We start from the raw sequence: 25,108 nt of genomic DNA, 5'->3' as shown, positions 1-25,108 counted from the left end.
CATGAGCCTCCCCATCGCAGTCCTGCGCGCCGCCTTGTTCAACCTCTATTTCGTGTTGCTGACCCTGGCCATGGGGCTGGCCGCGCTCTGGATCAGGCTGTTCGCCCGCCGGCATGCGCTCGCCTATGCGCGGTGCTGGGCGCGCCTGTCGTTGGCCGGGCTGCGCCATATCTGCGGCATCCGCACCGTCGTCAGCGGCCTGGAACACCTGCCTGCCTCCGGTCCGATCTTGATCGCATCCCAGCACCAGTCGGCGTTCGACGCACTGGTCTGGATGAACATGGTCCCGCGGCCGGCCTACGTGATGAAGAGCGAGCTCACCCGCATCCCGCTGCTCGGGCCGATGCTGCTGCTGGCCGGAATGATCCCGATCGAGCGCAAGGGAGGCGCCCCTGCCCTCCGCGAGCTGATGCGGGCAACCGACCAGGCCTGCGCCGATGGAAGGCAGATCGTGATCTTCCCCGAGGGCACCCGCGTGCTCGCGGACGAGACGGTGCCGCTGCAGCCGGGCGTCGCCGCCCTGGCCAGCCACGCGCGGCTGCAGGTGCTGCCGGTTGCCACCGACTCGGGGGACTGCTGGTCCCATCGCGCCTTCGTCAAGCGTCCCGGCACCATCCACATCGATATTGCGCCCGCCATTCCGGTCGGGTTGCGGCGGGGCCCGCTGCTGGCGGAAATCCGTCGCGGCTGGGTGATCGCAAAGGCACACCGCACGGGTGATCAGCCTGTGGATAACCTTGTGGGAAGCTTTTCCGGGCGTGGGGATGAGTCGGGCTGAGGCATCGTGTTTTGCCGGCCCCAGGGTTCGGTCAGACTGCCCGGAAACCGCTCCGGCGTCTCGCATTATGAGACGGTCTTGCCGATACCCTGTGCTGTGCACTGCAAGATTGGCGACCACCCGGTTGATGACGGCCCGGTGACAACCGGTAGAGCCAAGCTGTTGACATGGCTGGGTTTGATCCGAGCCCGTTACGATCGGGCCTGTGGACAAATCTGTGCAATACCTCTTGCAATCGACTGAAAATACGTCGTTGAGCCTCACCTGTTCAATGACTTCGCCAGCGGTCGGGAGGTGAACTATGAACATTGCGATGCAACCTCTCCCCCACCACCGCCCGACCCGCCGGCTGCGTATCGTCCTCGCGGCCGCGCTGGCGCTGGGCAGCACGCTGGTCGGTCTCGACACGCTCATGTGGTTCAGGCTCGAGCACCTGCTCGACCAGCGGCTGGACCGGTTTTCCACCAGCGCGCGCACGTCCGGCTGGCACTTCGGCGCCGATGCCGGGGAGCGCGGCGGCTGGCCACTCTCGGCTACCCTCACCCTGATCCGTCCGGCGCTGCGGGCGGCCGATCCACAGGCGTTGGGCGGCCTGGCCTGGTCGGGTGAGCGGGCGACCCTGAGCCTCTCGCCGCTGCATCCGCATCGTCTTACGATCCTGGCCGGGGGCACCCAGAACCTCTCCGTGGGACGGGGCGGCGACGTGCCGATCAAGCTGCGCTTCTGGGGCGCCCGGATCGCCCTGCATGTGCCGCCGGATGCCGGGCCGCGTGAGGTGGCCCACTACCTGCTGGATGCGGAGGCGCTGCACGTCGCCTCTCCCGGCGCCGGTCCGGACGACATCGCCCAGCTGGCTCATGCGACGGGCCGTCTGGAATGGCAGCCTAGAACCCCGGCGCCCGATGGCCTTGCGGACACCGCCGGACATGATGCCTACGTCTCGGTCTCGGTGGACCTGCGCGATGTCGCCTTGCCGGCACGCCTGCGCGCAAGCGGCCGGGTGGTACAGCGGGCGACCCTGAGGATGGTGCTCAGCGGCCAGGCGGCTACCGGACAACCCACCCGCGGCAACCTGCATCTCGCCGAGGCCAGCCTCGACTGGGGCGACAGTGCCGCCGCGGTGGCGGGCGACGCGACACTCGATGCCGAGGGCCGGACCAACGGCACCTTCGACCTCGTGCTGACCCGTCCCGACCCGGCACTCCGGCAGATGGGCGAAACCGGCCTGATCGGACCCGGCACCAGCACGACGCTGCGCGCGGTGATCGGACTGGTGGCGGCTCCGCAGCAGGGACCGCGCGTGCACCTGCCACTCACGTTGCGAGACGGCCTGCTGAGCCTCGGCCAGATCCCGTTATTACAGATCGATCCCGGTCTTCGCGATATCGGAAAAAGTTCCGCAGGGACATCAACGATGTCAATTCATTAACCTCGACGCCATCCCTCTTTCCCCGCAGGCGCGTGAGCACCATTTCAGCCATGTCATAGCGGCGACGAATTGCTGCTTCGGCGTGCTACATATCGTAGCGCGCTGTCGCGACCTGCATTCGGAACGCACCCGGTACGACCTAGCTGAAAGCTGTTTTTGTCATGTTCGGCATTACCGCCCTGCACCTTGCCCGGGCACAATTCGGATTCACCGTCGCATTCCACATCCTGTTCCCGGCATTCTCGATCGGGCTCGCGGCGTTCCTGGCAGTGCTGGAAGGCCTGTGGCTGAAGACCGGGAAACACGTCTATCTCGATCTTTTCCGTTACTGGTTAAAGATCTTTTCGATCGGCTTCGCGATGGGCGTTGTGTCCGGCGTGGTGATGTCGTACGAATTCGGCACCAACTGGTCGCGCTTCGCCGAGAAGGCCGGGCCGGTGCTGGGGCCGATGCTGGCCTACGAGGTGCTGACCGCGTTCTTCCTGGAAGCCGGCTTCCTCGGCGTCATGCTGTTCGGCATGGACCGGGTCGGCAAGCGGCTGCATTTCACCGCCACCTGCCTGGTGTCGATCGGGACCCTCATCTCGATGAGCTGGATCCTGGCGTCGAACTCGTGGATGCAGACGCCTGCTGGCTACGTCATCGACAAGGCGACCGGACGCTTCATGCCGGAGGATTGGTGGAAGATCATCTTCAACCCGTCCTTTCCATACCGGCTGGTGCATATGGGCCTGGCGGCGTTCCTGTGCGTAGCGTTCTCGGTCGGCGCGGTCGGTGCCTACCATCTGCTGCGCGACCGGAAGCGGGGTCGCAAGCCCACCGAGGCGGTGCGGGTGATGTTCTCGATGGCGATGTGGATGGCGGCAATCGTGGCGCCGCTGCAGATCCTCGCCGGCGACACCCAGGGGCTGAACACGCTGAAATACCAGCCGGCGAAGATCGCGGCGATGGAGGGCGACTGGGACAGCAAGACCCGTGCGCCGGAAATCCTGTTCGGCATCCCGAACATGAAGACCGAGACGACCGACTACAAGATCGAGCTTCCGTTCGCCGGCTCGCTGATCCTGACCCACGACATCAACGGCCGGGTGCCGGGCCTGAAGGACTTCAAGCCCGAGGACCGACCCTATTCGCCGCTGATCTTCTTCACGTTCCGGATCATGATCGGCCTCGGCTTCCTGATGTTCGGCCTTGGCCTGCTCAGCCTGTTCCTACGCTGGCGCGGCACGTTCTATGAGAATGTCTGGCTGCACCGGTTCGCGCTGGTGATGGCGCCGTCGGGCTTCATCGCCCTGCTGTGCGGCTGGATCACCACTGAGGTCGGGCGCCAGCCCTACACGGTGTATGGCCTGCTGCGCACCACCGACAGCGTCTCGTCGATCGCGCTGCCCGGCATCGCCACCTCGATGGTCGCCTTCGTGATCGTGTATTTCGCGGTGTTCGGTGCGGGCCTCGCCTTCATCCTGAAGCTGATGTCCAAGGAGCCTGAGATGGGCGAGAGCGGCCTCGATCCGCGCACGCCGACACGGACGTCGGGCATCAACCCCGGTCCGGCCCAGGGCGCCGACAGCAACGTCGATATCCGGTCGGGCAAGCAGTCCGGCCACGCGCAGCCGGCGGAGTGAGCACGATGGACCAGGCACACTGGCTACCGATCATCTGGGCCTGCATCGCCTGCTTCACGGTGCTGGCCTACATCGTGCTCGACGGCTTCGATATCGGCCTCGGCATCCTGTTCGCGGTCGAGCCCGAGAAGCATGACCGCGACGTGATGGTGAACACCGTCGCACCGGTCTGGGACGGCAACGAGACCTGGCTGATCCTGGGCGGCGCCGCGCTCTATGGGGTGTTCCCGGTCGCCTACGCGACGATCCTGCCGGCGCTGTATCCGCCGATCATCGCCATGCTGCTGGCGCTGATCTTCCGCGGCGTCTCGTTCGAGTTCCGCTTCCGTGCCGAGACGGCACGGTCGCGCCTGATCTGGGACATCGCGTTCTTCGCCGGCTCGACCCTGGCGGCCCTCACCCAGGGGCTGATCCTCGGCGGCCTGATCCAGGGCATCAAGGTCGAGAACGGGCAATATGCCGGCGGCTGGTTCGACTGGCTCACCGGCTTCAGCATCTTCTGCGGCCTGTCGGTGGTGGTCGGGTATGCCCTGCTCGGCGCCTGCTGGATGATCTGGCGCGTCGACGGAGACCTGCAGAAGCGTGCGCGCCGGCATGCCAAGACGCTTGCCGTCGTTACGCTGGGGCTGATCATCGTGGCCAGCCTGTGGACCCCGACCCTGCACCTCGAATACATGCGCCACTGGGACGTCTGGCCGCGCATCCTCTACGTGGCACCGGTGCCGGTCCTGGTCGCGGTGCTTGCGGTGTTGTTCTGGCGCACGATCGACAGCGAAGACCACCACCTGACGCCGCTTCTGTGCGCGCTCGGCTGGTTCTTCCTGTGCTTCACCGGCCTGGGCGTCAGCCTGTGGCCGTGGATCGTGCCGCCCAGCATCGACATCTGGCAGGCCTCGTCGCCGCCCAGCAGCCAGAAGTTCCTGCTGGTCGGCACTGTCGTGCTGATCCCAACGATCCTGGCCTACACCACCTACTCATACTGGGTGTTCCGCGGAAAAGTCGGACGGGAGACCCATTATCACTGACGTCACCCCACCGCGCAGGCTCACCAGCCGGATCCTCTGGTTCGTAGGCATCTGGGCCGCGAGCATCGTCGTCGTGGCGGTCGTGGCCGAGGGGCTGAAGCACCTTATCCTCGGCTGAGGCGCCGAAAGCGCGCGCGCCAAAAGCCGGGCCGGACCGGCGCCGGCATCGGGGCCAGGCGTTGCCGCACCGCCAGGAGCAGCGGTGCGACGCCGGCATGATCGATGCGGGCAAGCGCCTGCACCATCGCCTGCAGGATGTCCGGTGTGGCATCCGGCAGAGCCTGCCTCCACCAGTCGAGCGCTTCGTCATGATGGCCGTCTTCCGCCAGCGCGGTCGCCAGGTTGTGCCGGCCGCGATAGTCGCCGGCCTCGGCCGAGCGTCGATACCAGGCGCGCGCGACGGCCGGATCGCGCTCACGGTCCCACCCTTCCTCGAGGAAGCGGCCGACCAGGTTCATGGACTTGGCATGGCCGGATGTCGCCGCTTCATGGAACAGCCGCCAGGCCTCCCGTCGATCCCGGACGACGCCACGGCCACGCAGCAGCATGTTGGCCAGGTTGTAACGTCCCCAGTCGTCGCCTTCATCGGCCGCACGCCGGTAGCAGACCGCCGCCCGGCCCGGGTCGGCCTCCGTGCCCCATCCCTTCTCGTGGCATCGCCCCAGCATGTTCATCGCCGGCATGTGGCCGGCATCGGCGGCGATCGCGAACCAGCACAAGGCCCGTATCGGATCGGCCGGCTGGTCGCTGCCATCCAGCAACATCTGCCCGAACATCAACTGGGCCGACACGTAACCGCGCTCCGCTGCGCGCCGTACCGTGTCGAACCGCGACGAACGATCATGATTTGTCACCGTAATCAAAATACCCTACTGCTAATTGCGAGTGATTTGCATTTACAGATGGACGCATGCCGTGACAAGCAGGACCCCTGCCCCCGACCACACCGGCTGGCTCCGGTCGACCCTCGGGGTAGCGATCGCCAGTGCCTGGATGATGCCTGCCGCGGCTCGCGCCCAGACCACCGGCGACGATGCGACCGCCGACCGTATACCCGGGCACCCCGAGACCCTGACCGTGATCGGCCATCACCAGGGCTACCAGGAACTCGATCCGCATCTAGACCGGATCACCACCAGGCTGGTCGACACGCCGCAGACCATCACCGAGATCCCGAAGCAGCTGCTGCAGGACCAGAACATCACCTCGGTGCTGGATGCGCTGAAAAGCGTGCCCGGCATCAGCATCGCCGCCGGCGAGGGCGGGCAGCAGGGCGACAATTTGTCGATCCGCGGCTTCAACGCGCAGAACGATTTCTACCGTGACGGCATGCTGGATTTCGGCAGCTACTATCGCGACCCGTTCGATCTCGAGACGATCGAGGTGCTGAAGGGTCCGTCCGCCACACTGTTCGGGCGCGGATCGACCGGCGGCGTGATCAACCAGGTCACCAAGAGTGCGCGCATCGCACCCGTCGCCGCGGGCACGCTGTCGTTCGGCACCGACGGTACCGAGCGCGCCACCATCGACATGGGGCGCAGCAGCGACGCGCTCGGCGGCAGCGCGATCCGGCTCAATGCGATGGTCAACAAGGCAGGTCTGTCCGGAATCGACTCGGCGCGGACCCGGCGCTACGGCATCGCGCCATCGCTAGCATTCGGGCTGAACACCGATACGCGGGTGCGCTTCGACTATTTCCGGCAGCAATCCTACGACACCCAGTACTACGGCATTCCCTGGATCAACGGCCGGCCGGCCAACGTGAAGCCCTCGAACTTCTACGGCTATTCGGACGACTACCTGCGCTCGATCGTCGATATCGGCACCATCCGGGTCGAACATGATTTCGGCCGCAACATCACCGTTCACGACCAGATCCGTTATTCCTCCTACAATGTCGGGCAGCGCGCAGTGGAACCGGAGCTGCTGGGCTATTCCGGCTCGACCGACATCGTACCGGCGGGCATACCGCTCTCCTCGCTGCAGGTGTCGCGTAACGTGCTCGCACTAAGCGGCCCGTCGACGCTGCTCGACAACCAGCTCGAAGCCGAAGCCACGTTCTCGACGTGGATGCTGCGGCACGCGATCGTTGCCGGCTTCGAGGTGCAGCGCCAGACCGCGGACATCACTCGCTACCTCTACCCGCAGGGCAAGACCAGCCTGCTGGCACCCGACCTGTCGACGCCGTTCGCCTACACCGCGAAATTGCGCGCGATGTCGGGCAGCGTCAGCAACGACCTGTCGCCCTACATCAACGACACCATCACGCTCGACAAGCACTGGCAGGTCCTCGGCGGCTGGCGCTGGGATCACTACACCACGGAATACAAGCAGATCGTCGCGCCGGCCGCCTACGTGACCCGGGTCGACGACAAGCCATCCTGGCGCGGTGCGCTGGTCTACAAGCCGACCGAGCACAGCAGCATCTATTTCAATTACGGCACGTCGTTCGATCCGTCCGGCGAGAACATCAACCTGACGGCGGCCACCGCCCGCGTCGCGCCGGAAACCTCCAGCACCTACGAGGTCGGCAGCAAGTGGGATCTCGGACGCCTGTCGCTGACCGGGGCGCTCTACCAGATCCGGATGAGCAACGTACGCGAGACCGACCCGAACGACGCCACCCGCACGATCCTGGCCGGAAACTACCGGTCGCGCGGCTTCGAGTTGTCGGCAACCGGGCACATCACCCCGATGTGGGAAGTGTTCGGCGGCTACAGCTACAACGATGTCGTCGTGGTCTCGTCGCCCAACCGGAACGAGCTCGGCAACAGTCCGCCGAATGCACCCAAACATACGGTCGCACTCTGGACCGAATACCACATCCCGGCGGCGCGCCTGACCATCGGCGGCGGCGTGAACTACACGTCGTCGCGCACCGCGAGTTCGCTCCCCGTCACCGGCACGACGATCATCGAGCGGGCGCCCGGCTACACCACCGAGCAGCTCATGGTGAAATACCAGGTCGACCGGCATGTCAGCCTGCAGCTCAACCTGACCAACATCGGCGACCAGACCTACTACAGCGCGCTACATCCGACCCACATCGTGGTCGGCCCATCACGGGCCGCGCTGTTCTCGATCAGCGCATCGCTATGAGCAGCCGCCTGGGCCGGGTCGCATGCTGATCGAGATCCCCGTCCTGTCGGCGGGCGAGGCAGCGGAACTGAGGCTGCGCATCCAGGATCGCGGCTGGACCTCCGGCACCGCGACCGCCGGCCACCAGTCGGCGCGCGCCAAGCACAACACCCAGCTCGAGGCCGATGATCCGATCGCCTTGCGGCTCGGCGAGGAACTGGTCGCCTCGCTCGGGCGGATCCCGCTGTTCGTCGCGGCGGCACTGCCGAAGCTGGTGTTCCCGCCGGTGTTTGCGCGCTACCGGCCGGGCGACCGGTTCGACCTGCATGTCGACAACGCGATTCGCTATGGGCATGGCGGATCGCTGCGCACCGACCTGTCCGCCACCCTGTTCCTGACGCCGCTGGACGAATACGACGGCGGCGCGCTGGTGATCGAGGATGTGTTCGGACCGCGGCAGGTGCGGCTCCGGCCCGGACACATGGTGCTGTATCCGTCCTCGAGCCTGCACCGGGTCGAGCCTGTCACCAGGGGCGAGCGGTTCTGTGCCCTGCTCTGGCTGCAGAGCCTGATCCGCGACGACGGACAGCGCAGCATCCTGTTCGACCTCGACCGCACGATCCAATCATTTGCAGCCGACATCGAGGACGACCAGCGGGTGGTCGCACTGACCGGGACCTATCACAATCTGGTCAGGCGCTGGGCCGAGCTTTGAGGTTCAGGCCTGACCCGGGCGGGCGGCGACGATGCGGTTCAGGCGTTCCACCTCGGCACGAAGGCTCTTGATCTCCACGCGGGTCGCTTCGTCGACGGTGGAGACTTCGGGGGATGCCGGTTTCTCGGTCCCGTCCTTGGAGCCTGGCCGATAGAACGGGGTCAGCAGGCTTTTCGCCCGGTCCATGATCGGCGTTGCCGGCCTGGCGCCAGGGTCGGAAGCCGATGAGGTCGCCGGCTTCGGGCCCGTTGCAGACGGCTGGCTCGTAGCCGCCGGAGCCGGTGCAGCCTGGCCGCCGGGGCGTTGCTGGGCGGAAAACTGCTCCATGATGTTCTCGAGAAAGCCCGGCACCAGGCCCTGCATGCTGTCGCCATAGAAGCTGATCAGCTGGCGCAGGAAGGCGGTGGGCAGCATGTTGCGGCCCTTGGTCTCTTCCTCGACGATGATCTGGGTCAGCACGCTGCGGGTGATGTCGTCGCCGGTCTTGGCATCGAACACGACGAAATCCCGCCCCTTCCGCACCATCTCGGCGAGCGTGTCGAGCGTGATGTAGATCGAGCTCTCGGTGTCGTAGAGCCGGCGATTTGCGTATTTTTTGATGACGACAGGCGCGACCGGGCGATCGGTTTCCGGCAAATGGTCCTCCATCCCGATCGTGGACATGCAAGAGGATAGCATGACGACGGCAGGCGAGGGCAAATCCGCGTCATCCGGCCGCGACCGGGCCGCTTCCGCGCCTGGGTGCTGGCGCCCGTCGCACTGTCCCCTTGTCTCCCGGGGGCAAGGCAGCCCATCTATCGCCCGCGACAGCGACGACACGCTTTCCAGCTTCGGCCGTCGTGCCCACCGCTCCCACTCCCCCAGGAGATCTTCATGTTTGCATGCAACGGCTATGCGGCGCAGACGCCGACCTCGCCCTTGGCACCCTTCTCGTTCGAGCGCCGCGATCCCGGCCCGAACGACGTCCAGATCGACATCCTCTATTGCGGCATCTGCCATTCCGACATCCATACCGCCCGCGGCGAGTGGAACAACCACGACTTCCCGGTCGTCCCGGGTCATGAAATCGTCGGCAAGGTCGTCGCGGTCGGCTCCGAGGTCAGCCAGTTCAAGGTCGGCGATCTCGCCGGCGTCGGCTGCATGGTCGATAGCTGCCGTCATTGCCCGAGCTGCACCGCGGGACTCGAGCAGTATTGCGAGGATGGCGGCTTCACCGGCACCTACGCGGCGCCGGACAAGAAGACCCCCGGCATGTTCACCTACGGCGGCTACTCCAAGAGCATCGTGGTCGACCAGGGCTTCGTGCTCCGCGTGCCTACGGGACTCGAGCTTGCCGCCGTCGCGCCGCTGCTGTGCGCCGGCATCACCACCTATTCGCCGCTGCGCCACTGGAAAGTCGGACCCGGCTCGAAGGTCGGCATCGTCGGCCTGGGCGGGCTCGGCCACATGGGCCTGAAGATCGCGCATGCGATGGGCGCCGAAGTGACGCTGTTCACCACCAGCCCGAACAAGGCCGAGGATGCGAAGCGGCTGGGTGCGCACCACGTCGTCATCTCCAAGGATGCCGACCAGATGGCGTCCCAGGCGAACACGTTCGACTTCGTGCTCGACTGTGTTTCCGCCCAGCACGACATCAATGCCTATCTCGCCGTGCTCAAGCGCGATGGCACCCTGGTGCAGGTCGGCGCGCCGCCGGAGCCGCTTCCGGTCGCGGCCTTCAACCTGATCATGTCGCGCAAGAGCTTTGCCGGCTCGCTGATCGGCGGCATCGCCGAGACGCAGGAGATGCTCGATTTCTGCGCCAAGCATAACATCGTCTCGGATATCGAGATGATCTCGATCGACCAGATCAACGAGGCCTACGAGCGCGTCATTTCCAGCGACGTGAAGTATCGCTTCGTGATCGACATGCAGTCCCTCGCCGCCTGAAGCTGGCTGCCTGAAACTGATGGTGTCCTGACACCGGCGGCAGCGACCCACATCCGGGCCCGCTGCCGCCGGCCGGGTTACGAGCCGTGTGCGGTCGATCTCATGCAGTCATGCTCCGAGATCGCCGCATGCCATTCGGCCAGCCTCGGATGCTCCGCGCGCCAGTCTTCGCCGGCGAAACGAAAATCGAGATAGCCGAGGCCGCAGGCGATCGAGAGCACGCCGACATCGATATGCAGGCTTGGTCGTTCACGCTCGAGAACATCCAGCGTCCGCATGACAGTGGCTCGCTGCCGCTCGGGTAGCGGATGATCGGCCTCAAGGCCACCAACGACCAGCAATTGCCGCCGGACCGAGGCGGCGTCCATCAGTCCATCGCCTATTGCCTGCAGACGCAGGCAGAGCCATCGCGGCGCGCCGCTTGCCGGGATGATCGGCATGTCTTCGCTCGAATCGTTCAGGTATTCGCAGATCACCGGACTGTCGAAGATCGCGAACCCATCGGCGGTGATGAGGGTCGGGACCTTGCCCAACGGATTGGTGCCGGTCAGCTCACGCGGCGACTGAGTCGAATTGACTTCGACCAGCGCGATCCGCTGTTTGATCCCGAGGACGGCGGCACAGGCACGGACCTTGCGCGAGAACGGGCTGGTGCGGGAGTAGAGCAACTTCATCAGAAATTATCTTTTCCGGCGCGCAGTGCGGCGAGGGCGGGAATGTCACGGGCCATCAGAAACAGGTTCGTGTCCCGTTCGAGGCCGAGGCGGACGGGCAAGGTCGGCAAGCCCTTCGCACGCAGGTCCCTGACCTCGCGTGCACGGTCCTGCAGGGCAACCCGGCCCGGATCGACCGAGAGGGCAAACCGCGCATTGCTCTCGGTATATTCGTGGCCGCAGCAGATCAGCGTATCGTCCGGCAGCAGGGCTAGCCGCTGCAGGCTGGAGAACATCTCGGCCGGCGTGCCTTCGAGCAACCTGCCGCAGCCCAGGCTGAACAGCGTGTCTCCGCAGAACAGGACCGGACCGTCCCCGAAGAAATAGGAGATGTGCCCTCGCGTATGACCCGGCGTCTCGATGATCTCGCCGACGGTGTCGCCGAGCCTGATGTGGTTGCCTTCGGACAGAGCGATGTCGAGCGGCGGCAGGCGAGCCGCATCCTTGGCGGCCCCGACCATCTGGGCGCCGAAATGCCGCGCCACCCGCTCGGCGCCGGCAATGTGGTCCGAGTGATGGTGGGTCAGCAGCACCAGGTCGAGCCGGCCGCCCTACCGTTCGAGGCTGGCGATCACCGCGTCGGCGTCGGCCGGATCGACCACCGCGACGGCACCGGAGGATGTATCGCTAAGCCGCCATGCGTAGTTGTCGGACAGGATCGGGATCGGCGAAACGGTCAGGGATCCTGGCGACGACATGTAAGAGACTCCGATCAAATCCGCGGGCATCGTGGTTCCCCGGCGGCATGCTATATCCGCACGATGCTCGACGACGTCCAGACCGTGGCGGACTTCTATTCGCGTAGGCGTGGCAGCGTCGCCGCCGGCCAGTTGCGCCGGCGCCTGCAGGGCATCTGGCCGGATCTGCAGGGCCAGTCGATCCTCGGGCTCGGCCATGCCTCGCCGTTCCTGCCGCTGTGGCACCATCAGGCCCGGCTCTGCATCGATGCATCCACCAGCATCGCCGCGACCCCGCTCCAGCCGGACTGCCTGGTGCAGGACGATGCCCTGCCGTTTCCGGACCAGACCTTCGACCGCGTGCTGATGACCCATGCGCTGGAGAATGCGACCCACGCGCCGCGCATGCTGCATGCAGCCTGGCGGGTGCTGCGCAATGACGGACGCCTGCTGATCGTGGTGCCGAACCGGACCGGGCTCTGGGCCCATATCGAGGCGACGCCGTTTGCCGATGGCACGCCGTACTCGACCGGGCGGATCGCCCGGCTGCTGCAGCGCTGCCTGTTCCGCGTCGAACAGTTGCAGGGCGCGCTGTATTTTCCGCCGAGCCCGCTGCGTTCGGTGCTGCGGGCGGGCCCGGTGCTGGAGTCGGCGGGCCGCTTCCTGACGCCCCGGCTGGCTGGGGTGCTGGTGATCGAGGCGGTCAAGGACATGTATGCAGCGCACCCAGCCGCACCTGCGGCACGCCAGGTGCGGTTCCGCTCGGTGCTGATGCCGGCGGGTGCCGTCCCGGCGAGCCGGAACCGTGCCGACCGGGTGCTCCAGAGCGACGTCGACCACGCGGATAACGCAGCTCTGCGATAATCAGGCATTCATCCCGACGCCGTGTTCCTCGAGCAGGTCGAGATACGGGGCAAGCGCCAGGGTGAACCGGGTGGCGGACACCAGAAGTTCGCCGATCAGTGCGGGAAGCGGCGCCTGCTCCTCCGACTGGAACTGCAGCATGTGGTCCGGCAGCAGCCGCACGAGCCACCCGTGCGGCTGCAGGCCGGACAGGGCGGTGGTCAGCCGGAATGCGTCCGGACGCCGGGCGGCCGCGACCGCGGTACTCGGTACGCGCCCGACCTGCGCGCTCATCCGGATGCGGCACGGCGAGGCGGCTGCACGGTTCCTGCCGGAGAACGGTCCCTCGCCCGACGTGTCCAGCCCGTGCACGGTCAAGGCGATCGGCCGGCCGCGCCACTGGAAGTCGAAGCCACCCTGGGTGCCGTCGCCCAGCGAGATACGGCCGAGGTCGTCGACCCTGAACGACCCGAACGATACCGCCTCGTTGCCAACCATGTCCTGCATGCCCCTCCAGCCCGCCATGCGCGCAACTTGACCGAACTTGGTGAAGCATCCATGAACCGCGACCGATGTCCTCCTTCACACACTCGCTCAAACTCGTGCTCGCCCCGCCGCATCCGGCTGGCCGTCCATTCCTGATCGTCTCGGGTGTCGTTGCCGTGCTCGGACTGGTGCTGGGGCTGGCGTTGCCCTCCACCACCGCCTGGGTGGTCGCGGTGCTGGCGTTCGTGTTCTTCCTGTTCTGCCTGTATTTCTTTCGCGATCCGGAACGGCTGCCGTCGCTGCTGCCCGGAATCGTCGTAGCCCCTGCCGATGGCAAGGTCGTGCTGGTCGGGCAGGTGGCACCGCCGGCGGAACTCGGACTCGGCATCGAGCCGCGCTGGCGCATCGCGATTTTCCTCTCGGTGCTGGACGTGCACGTGAACCGGATGCCGGTCGCGGCCGAGGTCACCCGGATCGCCTATCACAAGGGCCAGTTCCTCAACGCCAGCGTCGACAAGGCCAGCGACCTGAACGAGCGCAATGGCCTGGCGCTGCGTCTCGCCGACGGCCGCACCATGGCCGTGGTGCAGATCGCCGGCCTGATCGCGCGGCGCATCCTGTGCCATGCCAAGGAAGGCGCCTTCTTCACCATCGGCGAGCGGTTCGGGATCATCCGGTTCGGCAGCCGGACCGATCTCTACCTGCCGCACGGGGTCGAGCCGCTGGTGCGGGTCGGGCAGACGATGATCGGCGGCGAGACCGTGCTTGCCCGCCTCTGAACCCTTCGACCCATTACCCGGCCGGACGCCGGGCGCGCCGCCGCGACGGCTGCGCCGGTTGCGCCGCCTGGGCAAGCGCGCGCGTCCCCGGTTCCGCGGCCAGTCATTCAACCGGCTGATCCCGAACATCCTGACGCTGCTCGGCCTGTGCGCCGGCCTGACCGGCATGCACTCCGCACTCGATGGGCGCTTCGGCCAGGCCGCGGGCGCCCTGGTCATCGCCGGCTTCATCGACGGGCTGGACGGCCGCATCGCCCGCCTGCTGCGGGCCACCAGCCGGTTCGGCGCCGAGTTCGACAGCCTGTCCGACTTCCTGTGCTTCGGTATCGCGCCGGCCTTCATCATGTATCTGTGGGCGCTGCAGGATGGCGGCCGCTACGGCTTCCTGCCGTGCATCATGTATGCAGTCTGCATGGCGCTGCGGCTGGCACGGTTCAACGCCGGCATCGCCGGACCGACCCAGCCCCCGACCTATGCCGCCAACTTCTTCACCGGCGTTCCTGCCCCGGCGGGTGCCGGCCTGGCCCTGTTCCCGCTGTTCATCGGCCTGGAAGCGCACAAGCTCGGCATGCCCTGGCTCTATGTCGCGTCACGCCATCCGCTGCTGGTGGCGCCGATCCTGATCGCGGTCGCCTTCCTCTCGGTCTCCACCCTGCCGCTCTGGAGCTTCAAGAACTTCAAGGTTCCGGCGCAATTCGTGCTGCCGATGCTGCTCGGCACCGGTGCGTTCGCGGCCGTGCTGGTCGCCGATCCGTGGGCGGCGTTCGCGGCCGCCGGGTTGATCTATGTCGTGATGATCCCGTTCAGCCTCAGGAGCCATCGCCGCCTACGCGCGGATGCCCTGGCGCTGCAGGAAGAAGTGCCTGAAGAGGCGGCGGATCCGTTCGCTCCGGCGTCGCCGGCCGCGGGTCCGGTTTCGTAGGAGCCTCGGCGGCGCCGTCGAGCGCCGACATCAGCATGGCCAGCCCATCGAGGATCGCGTCGGGCGATGGCGGGCACCCCGGGATCGCCAGCGCGACCGGCAGCCGCGCACCGATCCCGCCCGCAACCGCGTAGCTGTCCCGGAACGGGCCGCCATCCATCGCGCAGGCGCCGATGGCGACCAGGTATTTCGGCTCCGCCATGGCGGTCCAGGCAGCATCCACCGCCTGCAGCAGGTTGCGCGTCACCGTGCCGCTGACCAGCAGCAGGTCGGCCTGGCGCGGGCTGTCGACCAGTGTCAGACCCGCGTCGCGCAGGGCCCGGGCGGACCCGCTCAGCGCCGCCACCTCGAGCGCGCAGCCGCCGCAACCGCCACCATCCAGATGCAGCACCGCCCGGATCGGGCTGACAGTCCGGTCCGTTGGTCCGGTCATAGGTCCGCTCCAGATACCGAGAGTCCCAGCGATCGGCACAACAGCCGCAACCCGTCGAGTTCGAGGCCCGGTGCCGCCTGTTCCAGCGCCAGCCACAGGGCCAGGCCGGGATCGTGGATGTGCAGCGCCGAGATCCGGCCGGACTCGATCCTGATCCAGTACCAGACTGGGCCATGCGCCGACTCCGCGACACCAAAACCTTCGGAGGCCGGCTCGAACAGGTCCTGGTCCGGCAGCGGATCGCGATGCACCGGGCCGGCCGGATCCGCCAGCAGCAGACGACGCGCCAGCATCAGGCTGCGGGCGATCTCGTCCAGCCTGATCCGGCAGCGCGCCTCCGCGTCCCCGGCCTGCAGCCGCGCGACCGGCGCGGCCTCCAGATGAAGCGGCGGCAGAACATGCACGTCGAGCGGATGACCCGATGCGCGTCCGGAGGGCCCCCCGAGCACGCAGTTCGCGGCGACCGACGCGCGGATCCCGGCACGGCCGGACAGGCGGTTCGCCCCGCTTCGGAACGCCTGCGCCAGGCCGGGCAACGCTGCCTCGAGGCGATCCAGCACTGCCGGAAGAGCCGCCAGTCCGGTCTCGGCCGGGGCGTCGGCAAGGCCGCCGGGCACGATCGCACCCATCATCATGCGGTGCCCGAACGCCGCGGCGCTTCCGGCCAGCACGGTCTGGCGCATCCAGCCTGCGGAGGTGCCGGCCCGGTCCAGCCCGACCAGGCGCGCGACCTGAGCCAGGTGATGCAGATGCACCGCGCATCGTTCAAGTTCGGCCATCACGACGCGCAAGGCTTCCGCACGCGCGGTGATCCGCCACCCGCCGGCTGCTTCCACGGCACGCGCGAACGCGGACTGGTGCGCGACCGTCGTCTCCGCATCGATGCGGGCGACCAGGGACACCGCCTCGGCCGGCGTACGGCTCCGCAGCAGCCGGACGATGCCGCGATGGGCATAGCCGAGCCTGACTTCCAGGCGGGCGATCCGCTCGCCGTCCAGGGTGAGCCGCAGATGTACCGGACCGGTCGCGAACGACTGGACCGGGCCGAGCCCGAGCTGAAATGCGCCGGTGCGCTCGTCCTCGGGCATGGCGGTGAATTCGGGGGCTTCCGGTGGCCATACGGCCGGTCCCGGGCGCGGCGACAGCGGCGCTGTCAGTCCCCAGTTGCCATGATCGAGCCAGGGCCGCAGGTCGAGCGCGCCGATCGCCTCGACGCCCCACAGGTCGCGAATCATGCGCTCACACGGCGAGACTGCCGGACGCGCCGGCGACAGGGCCAGGTACCGGCGCAGCTCGATCGGCACCGACGCGACCAGCGGATCGCCATCGGCATCCAGGAACAGGGCATGGACGGTCGTCTCGTCGGCCCAGAGGGTGATGAGCCGCAACGGATCCGTCGCCAGCCGGTCGGCCAGGTCGGCCCAGGCCTCGGGGGCCAGCCTGTAGCGCGGCCAGGGTCGGGCCGGCACCACGGCTCCGGCGCGGATCAACTCGGACGCGGACGGCGGCGGGCGCGGCACCAGGTTCATGAAGCAGTCCCGTGCGGCGCCGGGCCATGCACCGGCCAGGGTGTGCCGCCGAAGGTTTCGGAGACGCCGAGCAGCCATCCGGACAGGGTCGAGGGCATGGCCAGGCCGAGCAGGGCAAGCAGTGCCAGCACGATGAACCCCGAGGCGAGCGAGACTGCCCGCGACGCACGCGTGCCGGACCGGTCGATCGCCACGGAGTCACGTGCGTCCCGACGCAGCGACGACAACAGCCCGATCGCCGTGGCGCAGAACGCCGCCAGCACCGAGACCGCCAGGATCGGCGTGTCCGCGAACGACCGCAGCAGCAGCACAAAGGTGGCAACGAATGGGCCGAAGGGCGGCAGCCCGGCCAGCGAAAGCACCGCCACCCGGCGGATGATGGACCCGGCCCCGGACGATGGCGGCAACAGCGCCAACGGAAAACCTAGCGACAGGAACGAGAGGATCAGCAACGACGCCGCAACGCCCCCGGTGCCGCCCACCCCGATGCCGACCGCCGCCGCCCCGACCTGGACCATCGCGGCCAGGGTGACGCGCCCTGCAAGCGTCCTGCGGCCCGGCAGCAGGCAGACGGCGAGCCCCATCATCAACAGGCCGGCCGCCACCTGAACTCCAGTGCCGAGCCGAAGCAGGACCGGATCGAGTTCGGGCAGGGCATGCAGGCGAAGGGCCACGGTGAGGGCCGGCAGCGCGAACAGGATCGGCAACAGGGTGAGCCCGGCGATGCGGTCGGTGTCCGCGGGATCGGGGGTGGGCTTGCCGGCAGCCGACGCCGATCCGATCCAGGCAAGCAGCATCATCGGCAGCAGCAAAAGCAGCAGGCCGAACAGACGCACGGCCGGGTGCAGCGCCGATGGTCCCGCCGAGAGCCGGGTCCATCCGGCCGTGACCCCGAGCCCGGCGGTGAACAGGGCAACCCCCAGCCAGGCGGCGAGGAGCGTTCCGGCGAGCATGGCGATAGAGGCGTGATGCTCCCGGTCCGGCACCAGCATGGAAGCGGCGGCGGCCATCACGACGAACCCGGCGAGCATCAGGAACAGCGGGTCCGCCCGCGTCGCGATCATCGCGCCCGCGCTCAGGAGCTGGGCGGCGACCAGCTGGCGTTTCCAACCATCGGCCGGTGCCGACGGCACGCCGGCGACCAGCGACGCGGTCAGCAGCACGCCTGGAATGGACAATGGCAAGGCGAGTGCCACCGCAAGCCGGTCATGCAGCCACAGCCCGCCGGACCCGGCATCCATCAATGAGAGAGCCTGCAGCACCGACAGCAGCAGCGTCACGAGCGACCCGGCCAAGGCGACGGCCACGTAAGCGCGGGGGCCGCCCTTCCCCGGCAGAGCGGCCAGCAGCAGGGCGGCGATCAGCGGCCACACGATCACGGGCGGGATCGCACCGCTCACGGCGGGGCTCCAGGCCCGGTGCGTGGGCCCGGCACGGCGCGACCCCAGGCCTGCAGCAGGCTCGCGAACAGGCCGGCCTGGATCAGCAGGATGCAGGCCAGCGACAGGAGGGTCATGCCCGGAAGCTCGCACGCGGCCATCACCAGCCCGTTGCCGGCAAGAAGCAGCGAGCCGAAGCGCGCCACCGCACGATCAGCTGCCAGGGCGCCGAGCAGCCCGGTCAGCAGTATCGCGATCGACGCCGACATCAGGCCGCGAGGGAACGGCAGCAGCGCCGCATCGGGCAGCAGCCGGACCGACAGGCCGACCAGCACCAGTCCTGCCACCAGCCACGCGACGCTGCGCGGCTGGAAGCCCGGTTCATCGGGCTCGCCGCGCAGCAACCACCAGGCCAGCCCGGCCTCGAGCGTCGCCGACAGCATCCCGACGACCGCGAGTTCGGGTCGTTGTGCGGACAGGGCCGCTTCCAGCAGGCAGGCCGCGAGCAGCAGCGCATGCGCCAGCAACCGCCAGCGCCAGGTCAGGGCAGCGGCCGGCCGCACGAACAGCAGCGACAGCACCAGCAATGCATCCGGCAGCAGGAGGCTCATTCGGCAATCCGCCCGACCAGCAGCAGCAACGGCGCCAGGAGTGCCAGCAGCGTCGCGAGCCCGGCCAGGCTGCGTGCCCGCCCACCCTGCAACCCGCCGAACCGGCGCAGCTGGCCGAGTGCGACGCAGCCGACCCCCACTCGCAGCGCCCAGCCGAGCAGTCCCAACAGCCAGTAGAGGGGGTTCGACTGGGCCACCGCGAGGGAGTCCGGCAGCAGCAGGGCGGTCACCAGATCGACCCAGACCAGGCGCTGCAACGCGTGCTGGAACCGGAACACCGCCAGGTCGGGCCCGGAACGCTGTTCCGACAGGCCTGCCTCGTCGGCCCCGGCCGCGATCGCGGCGAGTCCCAGGCTTGACGCCGCCAGCAGCATCGCGGCGTTCGGCCCGGTCGAGCCGGTCTTCAGGCCTCCCAGTATGGCGTCCAGGCTCGTGCTGCCCGAACCCAACGCGAAGGTGAACAGCGCCAGGCCGCATGCCGGCACCGCCAGCAGCGACCGTACCGAGATCGAAACCGCGGACAGCCCCGGCCCGGCGATGCCTGCATCGAACGCGCCCAGCAACACCGCGACCCGCGCCACCGCCAGCAGCGCCAGGATGATCGGCAGGTCGGCGAAGGGCGCGGTCAGCATGCCGATGCAGAACGAGGGCACCAGGATCGCCGCCAGGAGCGTCGCCGCCAGCGCCACGATCGGCGCCAGGACCAGCACCGGCGAGCCGTTGGCCGCGCGAACCGGCTCCTTGCGCATGAGGGCGGCCAGCGACCGGATCGGTGCCAGGATCGACGCGGACAGCGAGGCGATGCTGCGGGGCATGCCGGCGCCCGTACGCCCCGGCGCGACCCCGGTCAGCGTCGCCGCCGCCAGCATGAGCGCCAAATGCAGCAGCAGCGATGCCGTGCCGAGGAGAATGCCGAGCGCGGGACTCATAAGAACCGCCACCAGCCGCACAGCGCCAGTGTCGCCGCCAGCAGGAACAGCGCCGAAGCCGCTCCCGTTTGCCGGAGCGCGCGATCGAGGCCGAGGCTGGCACGCCGGCAGGCCGCGAGCAGCGGACCGAGGCCCCGACCCGGGCGACGCGGAAACCAGGCTCCCGATGGCAGGCGGATCAAAGGCGAACTACCGGTAAGGGCCGCCCGCACGGCACCCGGCAGCGCGGCGGGACCAATCTGGGTCAGCGGATCGCCGAACGGCAGCCAGGCCGGAGGAGGCGCGAACCCGCCCTCCCACACCGGCTCGCGTCGTTCCGGGCGGACCGACAGGCGCCGTACGGTCCAGTGACAGGCGGCCAGCAACGCGATCGACATCAACGCCAGCGGCAGAGGCCACAGCAGACTGTCGGACGCCGGGGATACGAGCGCCAGTATGGGCAGATCGGCGTCGCCGGACGGGGCACCCAGCCGGGCTGCCTGGGTCATGAGCCGCAGCCAGGCACCGGGGACCAGACCGATCAGCAGCGGCAACGCCAGCAGTGCGATGGACGCGATCGCCAGGGTGCGCGGGATATCCTGCGCCGCTGCGCCACGAGGCGTGCGCGGGCGGCCGAGGAAGACGATCGCCGCCAGCCGCAACCAGGCGGCGACCGAGATGGCGACCGCGATCACGATCCCGCCGGTGCCGACGGCACCGCCGACCGACAGGGGCATGTTGCCCAGCCGGCAGGCCGCGAGCGTCGATTGCAGCAGCAGCCACAACCCGCCGAACCCGCCCGCCGGCGGCATGAAGGCGAGGAACGAGACCGATGCGAGCACGATCGGCGCAGCATGGGGCATGGCCGTCGCCAGGCCGCCGAGACGCCCCAGCAAGGTGGTGCCCGCCTCATCCTCCACGGCTCGTGCCAGCCGAAGCATCACCAGGCCGGCCAGAAGCTGCACCGGGATCAGCAGCATGACCGCGTCGGACGCGGAGGTTGCCAGCAGCGGCAGGTCATCTGACCGGGCCAGCAGGCAGATCCCGACGGCGATCACCACGAGGCCGTTCTGTAGCGCAAGCAGCCCACCGCACGCGGCCCGCAGGCGGGTGGCGGTGAAGGCCGCGAGTGCGGCGGACAGGCTAGTGATCAGGCCCAGCGCGACCAGCAGCAGGCCCCAGCCGCCGGGTGACGCGGTGCCGGCCAGATCGAGCAGCAGGCGCAGGAGGAGGAACAGCCCAAGCAGGCTGGCAAGTGCCGGAACCGAGGCTGGCGCCGACACGCAGAGCCGGCGCTGCCAGCCGGCCCAGGGGAACAACCCGAGCAGCGGACCGATCGCACCGACCACCAGCAGCGGCAGCAGCACGCTGCCGACACCGTTTTCGATCGCGCCCGTCTCGCCGCGCAGGAGCAGGAACCCGGCATCGGGCAGCAGAGCGCCGGCCGGAGTGCCGGCGCCGGCGATCAAGGTACAGGACGCGACCAGGCAGCAGGCGGAAACGACCCGGCGACGCGGCCATCCCGGCGCCCCAGGCGCGCGCCCGATCGTCAGGATCGACAGAACGCCACCGACCGCCAGCAGGAACACATCGCCCGCCAGCAGGGTCAGGACGATGCAGGCGAGACGCAAGCGGTGCATCGGCATGGCATTGCGCTCGATGTCCGCCGACCATTCTCCGAATAACGCTGCCAGGAACACCAGCAGGAGGAACATGCACGATAGCGCGTCTAGTTCCAGGCCACCGCTGCCGCCTTCGAACCCGACCGGAAGCGGCAGGCCGGAGGAACTGCTGCCGCCGAGCAAGCCCGACGCGGCCATAATGGATCCAAGTCCTGGAAGCAGGGTCCGCGGTATCGGATCGGATGAAGCCGGCCGGAACACGCCGAGCGTGCCGGATGCCGCCAGGGCCAGCATGACCAGGACGAGGCCGACGAGGATCAGGAGACTCAGGCTCACCTCTTGCGGCTGCGTGCGGGCGGAAAGGCGTCGCTGGCCGTGAGATTACGCTGTCGGCACGAAAGAGGACCAGCCCGGCCGGGACGATTCTCCATCGCCCGGCCGGGTTTCGTCCGCGTCAAAGCATTGCGAGTGGCACCTTGCGGGACGGTGGCGCAAACGCCCGGTCCAGTTCGGCCAGGTCCTCCTGCGTCAGCACCAGGGATGCGGCGGCGGCATTCTCGCGCAGGTGGGCGACATCGCCGGCCTTGGGAATGCTGATCACGTTGGGAAGCCGGAGCGTCCAGGCGACGGCCACCTGGGCCGGCGTCGCCTGGTGCCGTTGTGCCACGCCGGCCAGGGCCGGCGAGCGCAGCAGCTTGCCGCCCTGCCCGACCGGCGAATACGCCATCAGCGGGATGCCATGCTCCACCGAATAGGGGATCAGGTCATGCTCGATGCCGCGATACTCCAGATTGTAGAGCACCTGGTCGGTCATGCAGGCGCCGGGCCTGGCCAGGCCGGCAAAGTCGCACATGTCATCGACGTCGAAGTTGGACACACCCCAGTGCCGGATCAGACCCTTGGATTGCAGCGCGTCGAACGCCTCGACGGTCTCGGCCAATGGCGTGCCGCCGCGCCAGTGCAGAAGGTAGAGATCGATCTGCTCGACCTTGAGCCGCTTCAGGCTGTGCGCGCACGCGGCCGGTATTCCGGACCGGGTGGCGTTCGACGGCAGCACCTTGGTCACCAGATAGACCTCGTCGCGCACCCCGGCGATCGCCTCGGCGACCAGCTCCTCGGACGTACCGTCGCCGTACATCTCGGCCGTGTCGATCACGCCGAGGCCGAGTTCGATGCCGAGCCTCAGGCTCTCGATCTCGGCCTTGCGACGACCCCGGTCCTCGCCCATCCGCCAGGTGCCCTGGCCCAGGCACGGCACATGCGACCCGTCGGCCAGCCTGACCTGGCGCAGCGGCGTCATCTGCGTTTCAGCCATGGTCCGGTTCGTCGGAATGGCCGGCGGTCTCACCCTCGATTCGATCGGACGACGGCGAGCCCAGCGCCTCACCCTGCTTCATCTTGTCCGGAACGCCGTTGGTCATGCCCGGCTGGTTGACGTCCTCGTGCGATTTCGGCGGCTCACCCGTGGTCGTGAGGCCCTTGTCATTGCTATCGGCCATCGTCCGCTTCCCATCTGTGGCGACAGTCAAACCTCCTGGCCGGCGTTCGGTTGCGGCGGACCAGCGGCGCCGTAGCGCTCCAGCAGACCGGCAGCGCTGTAGCGCTCGACCAAATAGAGTGGCCGATGCTTGGTCTCGTTGAAGATGCGGCCGAGATACTCCCCGATCACGCCCAGCGTCATCAGCTGCACGCCACCCAGGAACAGCACCACGGCCATGAGGCTTGGATAACCGGGGACATGGTTGCCGAACATCATGGTGCGTATGACCAGCTGGCCGCCGAACAGCAGCGCGAACAGCGCGACCAGCAGGCCGGCATAGGTGGCGATCTTGAGCGGGACCACGGTGAAGGCGGTGATGCCCTCGATCGCCAGATTCCACAGCGACCAGTAGTTCCAGCTCGACTCGCCCGCCGTCCGGGCCGCCCGGTCATAGGAGACGGCGACGCTGGGAAAGCCCACCCATGCGAACAGGCCCTTCATGAAGCGATGATGCTCGCGGAGCTGCAGCAATGCATCGAGCGCCCGCCGTCCGATCAGCCGGAAATCACCGGTATCCCGCGGAAGCAGCACGCGCCCGCCGAGACGCTGCATGAGCAGGTAGAAGCCATGCGCGGTGGTACGCTTGGTCCAGCTGTCGCCGGAACGGGCCGCACGCTGGGCATAAACCATCTCGAAGCCCTGCCGCCATTGCGCCACCAGCGATGGAATCACCTCGGGCGGGTCCTGCAGGTCGGCGTCGATCACGATCACCGCGCCGGTTGCCGAGGCATGGTCCAGGCCGGCGGTCAGCGCGATCTCCTTGCCGAAATTGCGCGACAGGTTGAGCAGGCCGGCATGCGGGTCGCGCACGGTAAGCGCCTCGATCAACGGCAGCGTCCGGTCGCGGCTGCCGTCGTTCACGTAGAGTACGTCCCAGCTTTCGCCGATCGCCGACATGACCGCGGAGAGGCGCTCGTGGAAATCGAGCAGCCCAGCACTCTCGTTGAAACACGGGACGACGACGGTCAGGACAGACCGGGCTGGCATGGCGACGAACGCCTCGACGTCAGCCGGCACGGACCCAGCCTTTCGGTTCCTGTCTCCAGTAGGCAAGCGTGTGTCCGGCAGCCTTGGCCTCGGTCCAGCGCCGCCTGGCGGCAGCGACGGCGTCCGGCTCGTTGCCGTCGAACAGGTCGAACGACCGCTCAAATGTCTCGATATCGGCGACCTGCACCCCGTCGAGCAGGAACAGGTAGGTGGCGCCGTTCGGAACCTCGTCGTCGCTGGTGATCCAGATCGGCTGCAACGGCGCATCGCCCATCTTGGCTGTTCCGTGCGGCAGCCAGATCGGCTCGGGCGCCCGCCAGAGTGCGGCGTCGAGCGCCTCGACCCGGGCGGCGTCGTGGCAACGCACCAGCGCACGCTTGCCGGCGGCCAGCGTACGGCCGAGCAAAGCCGGGAGGGTGTCTTCGGCGGACGTGCGGGTGAGGTGGTAGAAGCCGATCTCGGTCATCGCAGGCCCGCCCCCGCACGCGGGCCGGAATACACGGCGCGCCCCAGCGACCCGACGATCGCCACGCGTCTGCCCCGTCCGTGCCGAACTTCCGCCATGTCAGCCGTGTTACGTCCGCCAAGTCCGCCCTGCTCGCGCAGGGACCAAAACCGGTCACCAGGGCTCCGCCAGAGGAAAAAGATCATGTTAAACCCGTCCGGCATCCGTTTGGCGAGTGCTGCACTGCTGATTGCGGCACCCCTGTTGTCGCAGACAATCGCGATTGCGGCATGGGCCAACCCGGCCAGCCCCGATTCGGCGCCCGAAACCGAAGTGACCAGCGGGCAGCGCGTGACCGGTTATACCAGGACGCACAAGGCACATTCGGTCAAGACGAGCCCCGAGCAGCCGGCACCGGCGACCGCGCAGAAGATCCCGCCCTCCGAGCGGCTTCCGAACGGACCGAACCAGGTGCGGGATCAGGTCGCACCGATCCCCGACGCTCCAGTCAAGCCCGGCAGCCGTCCGGCGCCTGGCTCCGATACGCCCAAGCCGGATAACGGCTGATATTCGCCGACTGGCGACCCGGCCGGCATCTTGCGTGTGTCCGACCGCCAGGCTCGGCCGCCAGTCGCGTTAATTTATCGTTTCAGCT

Annotated in this window: 25 protein-coding genes and 1 pseudogene; 11 read left to right on the top strand and 15 right to left on the bottom strand. The window is 68.0% G+C overall.

Annotated features, from left to right (window positions below):
• Nucleotides 1-13 precede the first annotated feature (13 nt).
• The 4 genes from HN018_RS06145 to cydB all read left to right on the top strand — a co-directional run bounded on the left by HN018_RS06145 (nt 14) and on the right by cydB (nt 4,857).
• Nucleotides 14-778 (top strand): lysophospholipid acyltransferase family protein, encoded by a 765-nt coding sequence (locus HN018_RS06145; protein ID WP_171834984.1) that lies wholly within the window; start codon nt 14-16, stop codon nt 776-778.
• 313 nt (nt 779-1,091) lie between these two features.
• Nucleotides 1,092-2,207: a DUF2125 domain-containing protein gene (locus HN018_RS06140; protein WP_171834668.1), complete on the top strand. Its 1,116-nt coding sequence runs from the start codon at nt 1,092-1,094 to the stop codon at nt 2,205-2,207.
• A 161-nt stretch (nt 2,208-2,368) separates the two neighbouring features.
• On the top strand, nt 2,369-3,832 hold the full coding sequence (locus HN018_RS06135) for a cytochrome ubiquinol oxidase subunit I (protein WP_171834667.1): 1,464 nt from the start codon (nt 2,369-2,371) through the stop codon (nt 3,830-3,832).
• A gap of 5 nt (nt 3,833-3,837) precedes the next feature.
• On the top strand, nt 3,838-4,857 hold the full coding sequence (gene cydB / locus HN018_RS06130) for a cytochrome d ubiquinol oxidase subunit II (protein WP_171834666.1): 1,020 nt from the start codon (nt 3,838-3,840) through the stop codon (nt 4,855-4,857).
• 104 nt (nt 4,858-4,961) lie between these two features.
• Here the strand turns inward: cydB and HN018_RS06125 are convergent, their stop codons facing one another.
• Nucleotides 4,962-5,711, bottom strand: coding sequence for a tetratricopeptide repeat protein (locus HN018_RS06125; protein ID WP_239479055.1), 750 nt, complete (start codon nt 5,709-5,711; stop codon nt 4,962-4,964).
• A gap of 61 nt (nt 5,712-5,772) precedes the next feature.
• Between HN018_RS06125 and HN018_RS06120 the strand changes: the two genes are divergently transcribed.
• Together HN018_RS06120 and HN018_RS06115 are read left to right on the top strand one after the other, a co-directional pair.
• Complete coding sequence (locus HN018_RS06120; protein WP_171834665.1) at nt 5,773-7,956, top strand: TonB-dependent receptor; 2,184 nt, start codon at nt 5,773-5,775, stop codon at nt 7,954-7,956.
• A 22-nt stretch (nt 7,957-7,978) separates the two neighbouring features.
• The gene (locus HN018_RS06115) at nt 7,979-8,650 is read left to right on the top strand and encodes a Fe2+-dependent dioxygenase (protein WP_171834664.1); all 672 of its coding nucleotides are present in this window, start codon (nt 7,979-7,981) and stop codon (nt 8,648-8,650) included.
• A 3-nt stretch (nt 8,651-8,653) separates the two neighbouring features.
• Here HN018_RS06115 and phaR read toward each other — a convergent pair whose 3' ends face one another.
• Nucleotides 8,654-9,313: a polyhydroxyalkanoate synthesis repressor PhaR gene (gene phaR, locus HN018_RS06110; RefSeq protein ID WP_239479053.1), complete on the bottom strand. Its 660-nt coding sequence runs from the start codon at nt 9,311-9,313 to the stop codon at nt 8,654-8,656.
• A gap of 210 nt (nt 9,314-9,523) precedes the next feature.
• Between phaR and HN018_RS06105 the strand changes: the two genes are divergently transcribed.
• A complete protein-coding gene (locus HN018_RS06105; RefSeq protein WP_171834663.1) occupies nt 9,524-10,579 on the top strand; it encodes an NAD(P)-dependent alcohol dehydrogenase in 1,056 nt (351 codons plus the stop codon).
• 77 nt (nt 10,580-10,656) lie between these two features.
• Here HN018_RS06105 and HN018_RS06100 read toward each other — a convergent pair whose 3' ends face one another.
• Both HN018_RS06100 and gloB read right to left on the bottom strand, forming a co-directional pair.
• Nucleotides 10,657-11,253 (bottom strand): glutathione S-transferase N-terminal domain-containing protein, encoded by a 597-nt coding sequence (locus HN018_RS06100; protein ID WP_171834662.1) that lies wholly within the window; start codon nt 11,251-11,253, stop codon nt 10,657-10,659.
• Nucleotides 11,253-11,990: pseudogene (gene gloB / locus HN018_RS06095) on the bottom strand (hydroxyacylglutathione hydrolase). The gene HN018_RS06100 and the pseudogene gloB overlap by 1 nt, the downstream one beginning before the upstream one ends.
• Nucleotides 11,991-12,053: 63 nt before the next feature.
• Here gloB and HN018_RS06090 point away from each other — a divergent pair.
• Nucleotides 12,054-12,833 (top strand): class I SAM-dependent methyltransferase, encoded by a 780-nt coding sequence (locus HN018_RS06090; RefSeq protein WP_171834661.1) that lies wholly within the window; start codon nt 12,054-12,056, stop codon nt 12,831-12,833.
• Here the strand turns inward: HN018_RS06090 and HN018_RS06085 are convergent, their stop codons facing one another.
• Nucleotides 12,834-13,319, bottom strand: a complete 486-nt coding sequence (locus tag HN018_RS06085; RefSeq protein WP_171834660.1) for a hypothetical protein — start codon at nt 13,317-13,319, stop codon at nt 12,834-12,836. It lies immediately after the preceding gene.
• Between the two features lie 65 nt (nt 13,320-13,384).
• On the opposite strand from HN018_RS06085, the gene HN018_RS06080 reads away from it, so the two are divergent.
• Nucleotides 13,385-14,077, top strand: a complete 693-nt coding sequence (locus HN018_RS06080; protein ID WP_171834659.1) for a phosphatidylserine decarboxylase — start codon at nt 13,385-13,387, stop codon at nt 14,075-14,077.
• The gene (locus HN018_RS06075) at nt 14,064-14,999 is read left to right on the top strand and encodes a CDP-alcohol phosphatidyltransferase family protein (protein ID WP_171834658.1); all 936 of its coding nucleotides are present in this window, start codon (nt 14,064-14,066) and stop codon (nt 14,997-14,999) included. Before HN018_RS06080 ends, HN018_RS06075 begins: the two co-directional genes overlap by 14 nt.
• Here HN018_RS06075 and HN018_RS06070 read toward each other — a convergent pair.
• From HN018_RS06070 to HN018_RS06025, 10 genes are all read right to left on the bottom strand, one after another.
• Nucleotides 14,887-15,432, bottom strand: a complete 546-nt coding sequence (locus HN018_RS06070; RefSeq protein ID WP_171834657.1) for an NADH-quinone oxidoreductase subunit B family protein — start codon at nt 15,430-15,432, stop codon at nt 14,887-14,889. The genes HN018_RS06075 and HN018_RS06070 overlap by 113 nt on opposite strands.
• Nucleotides 15,429-16,961, bottom strand: a complete 1,533-nt coding sequence (locus HN018_RS06065; RefSeq protein WP_171834656.1) for an NADH-quinone oxidoreductase subunit D-related protein — start codon at nt 16,959-16,961, stop codon at nt 15,429-15,431. The genes HN018_RS06070 and HN018_RS06065 overlap by 4 nt, the downstream gene beginning before the upstream one ends.
• On the bottom strand, nt 16,958-18,361 hold the full coding sequence (locus HN018_RS06060) for a hypothetical protein (RefSeq protein WP_171834655.1): 1,404 nt from the start codon (nt 18,359-18,361) through the stop codon (nt 16,958-16,960). The genes HN018_RS06065 and HN018_RS06060 overlap by 4 nt, the downstream gene beginning before the upstream one ends.
• Nucleotides 18,358-18,951 carry a hypothetical protein gene (locus HN018_RS06055; protein WP_171834654.1) on the bottom strand — a complete coding sequence of 198 codons (594 nt, stop codon included), beginning with the start codon at nt 18,949-18,951 and terminating at the stop codon, nt 18,358-18,360. Before HN018_RS06055 ends, HN018_RS06060 begins: the two co-directional genes overlap by 4 nt.
• Nucleotides 18,948-19,880, bottom strand: coding sequence for a hypothetical protein (locus HN018_RS06050; RefSeq protein ID WP_171834653.1), 933 nt, complete (start codon nt 19,878-19,880; stop codon nt 18,948-18,950). The genes HN018_RS06055 and HN018_RS06050 overlap by 4 nt, the downstream gene beginning before the upstream one ends.
• On the bottom strand, nt 19,877-19,921 hold the full coding sequence (locus HN018_RS29370) for a hypothetical protein (RefSeq protein WP_408886786.1): 45 nt from the start codon (nt 19,919-19,921) through the stop codon (nt 19,877-19,879). Before HN018_RS29370 ends, HN018_RS06050 begins: the two co-directional genes overlap by 4 nt.
• Before the next feature lie 2,014 nt (nt 19,922-21,935).
• The gene (locus HN018_RS06040) at nt 21,936-22,796 is read right to left on the bottom strand and encodes an aldo/keto reductase (protein ID WP_239479051.1); all 861 of its coding nucleotides are present in this window, start codon (nt 22,794-22,796) and stop codon (nt 21,936-21,938) included.
• The gene (locus HN018_RS06035) at nt 22,789-22,980 is read right to left on the bottom strand and encodes a hypothetical protein (RefSeq protein ID WP_171834651.1); all 192 of its coding nucleotides are present in this window, start codon (nt 22,978-22,980) and stop codon (nt 22,789-22,791) included. The genes HN018_RS06040 and HN018_RS06035 overlap by 8 nt, the downstream gene beginning before the upstream one ends.
• A gap of 26 nt (nt 22,981-23,006) precedes the next feature.
• A complete protein-coding gene (locus tag HN018_RS06030) occupies nt 23,007-24,008 on the bottom strand; it encodes a glycosyltransferase family 2 protein (RefSeq protein WP_171834980.1) in 1,002 nt (333 codons plus the stop codon).
• Between the two features lie 19 nt (nt 24,009-24,027).
• On the bottom strand, nt 24,028-24,474 hold the full coding sequence (locus HN018_RS06025; protein WP_171834650.1) for a DNA polymerase III subunit chi: 447 nt from the start codon (nt 24,472-24,474) through the stop codon (nt 24,028-24,030).
• A 183-nt stretch (nt 24,475-24,657) separates the two neighbouring features.
• On the opposite strand from HN018_RS06025, the gene HN018_RS06020 reads away from it, so the two are divergent.
• Nucleotides 24,658-25,020 carry a hypothetical protein gene (locus HN018_RS06020; RefSeq protein ID WP_171834649.1) on the top strand — a complete coding sequence of 121 codons (363 nt, stop codon included), beginning with the start codon at nt 24,658-24,660 and terminating at the stop codon, nt 25,018-25,020.
• Nucleotides 25,021-25,108 lie beyond the last annotated feature (88 nt).

This window comes from Lichenicola cladoniae (assembly GCF_013201075.1).
Classification (GTDB): domain Bacteria; phylum Pseudomonadota; class Alphaproteobacteria; order Acetobacterales; family Acetobacteraceae; genus Lichenicola; species Lichenicola cladoniae.
Note: the sequence above shows the minus strand (reverse complement) of the source record. Positions and strands in the feature narration are given on the sequence as shown.

What these genes read in the sequence shown, in the direction of transcription:
- HN018_RS06140 (WP_171834668.1), top strand. Translation starts at nt 1,092, where the DNA reads ATGCAACCTCTCCCCCACCACCGCCCGACCCGCCGGCTGCGTATCGTC.
- HN018_RS06135 (WP_171834667.1), top strand. Translation starts at nt 2,369, where the DNA reads ATGTTCGGCATTACCGCCCTGCACCTTGCCCGGGCACAATTCGGATTC.
- cydB (WP_171834666.1), top strand. Translation starts at nt 3,838, where the DNA reads ATGGACCAGGCACACTGGCTACCGATCATCTGGGCCTGCATCGCCTGC.
- HN018_RS06115 (WP_171834664.1), top strand. Translation starts at nt 7,979, where the DNA reads ATGCTGATCGAGATCCCCGTCCTGTCGGCGGGCGAGGCAGCGGAACTG.
- phaR (WP_239479053.1), bottom strand. Translation starts at nt 9,313, where the DNA reads ATGTCCACGATCGGGATGGAGGACCATTTGCCGGAAACCGATCGCCCG.
- HN018_RS06105 (WP_171834663.1), top strand. Translation starts at nt 9,524, where the DNA reads ATGTTTGCATGCAACGGCTATGCGGCGCAGACGCCGACCTCGCCCTTG.
- HN018_RS06100 (WP_171834662.1), bottom strand. Translation starts at nt 11,253, where the DNA reads ATGAAGTTGCTCTACTCCCGCACCAGCCCGTTCTCGCGCAAGGTCCGT.
- HN018_RS06090 (WP_171834661.1), top strand. Translation starts at nt 12,054, where the DNA reads ATGCTCGACGACGTCCAGACCGTGGCGGACTTCTATTCGCGTAGGCGT.
- HN018_RS06085 (WP_171834660.1), bottom strand. Translation starts at nt 13,319, where the DNA reads ATGCAGGACATGGTTGGCAACGAGGCGGTATCGTTCGGGTCGTTCAGG.
- HN018_RS06080 (WP_171834659.1), top strand. Translation starts at nt 13,385, where the DNA reads ATGTCCTCCTTCACACACTCGCTCAAACTCGTGCTCGCCCCGCCGCAT.
- HN018_RS06070 (WP_171834657.1), bottom strand. Translation starts at nt 15,432, where the DNA reads ATGACCGGACCAACGGACCGGACTGTCAGCCCGATCCGGGCGGTGCTG.
- HN018_RS06065 (WP_171834656.1), bottom strand. Translation starts at nt 16,961, where the DNA reads ATGAACCTGGTGCCGCGCCCGCCGCCGTCCGCGTCCGAGTTGATCCGC.
- HN018_RS06055 (WP_171834654.1), bottom strand. Translation starts at nt 18,951, where the DNA reads ATGAGCCTCCTGCTGCCGGATGCATTGCTGGTGCTGTCGCTGCTGTTC.
- HN018_RS06050 (WP_171834653.1), bottom strand. Translation starts at nt 19,880, where the DNA reads ATGAGTCCCGCGCTCGGCATTCTCCTCGGCACGGCATCGCTGCTGCTG.
- HN018_RS06040 (WP_239479051.1), bottom strand. Translation starts at nt 22,796, where the DNA reads ATGGCTGAAACGCAGATGACGCCGCTGCGCCAGGTCAGGCTGGCCGAC.
- HN018_RS06035 (WP_171834651.1), bottom strand. Translation starts at nt 22,980, where the DNA reads ATGGCCGATAGCAATGACAAGGGCCTCACGACCACGGGTGAGCCGCCG.
- HN018_RS06030 (WP_171834980.1), bottom strand. Translation starts at nt 24,008, where the DNA reads ATGCCAGCCCGGTCTGTCCTGACCGTCGTCGTCCCGTGTTTCAACGAG.
- HN018_RS06025 (WP_171834650.1), bottom strand. Translation starts at nt 24,474, where the DNA reads ATGACCGAGATCGGCTTCTACCACCTCACCCGCACGTCCGCCGAAGAC.
- HN018_RS06020 (WP_171834649.1), top strand. Translation starts at nt 24,658, where the DNA reads ATGTTAAACCCGTCCGGCATCCGTTTGGCGAGTGCTGCACTGCTGATT.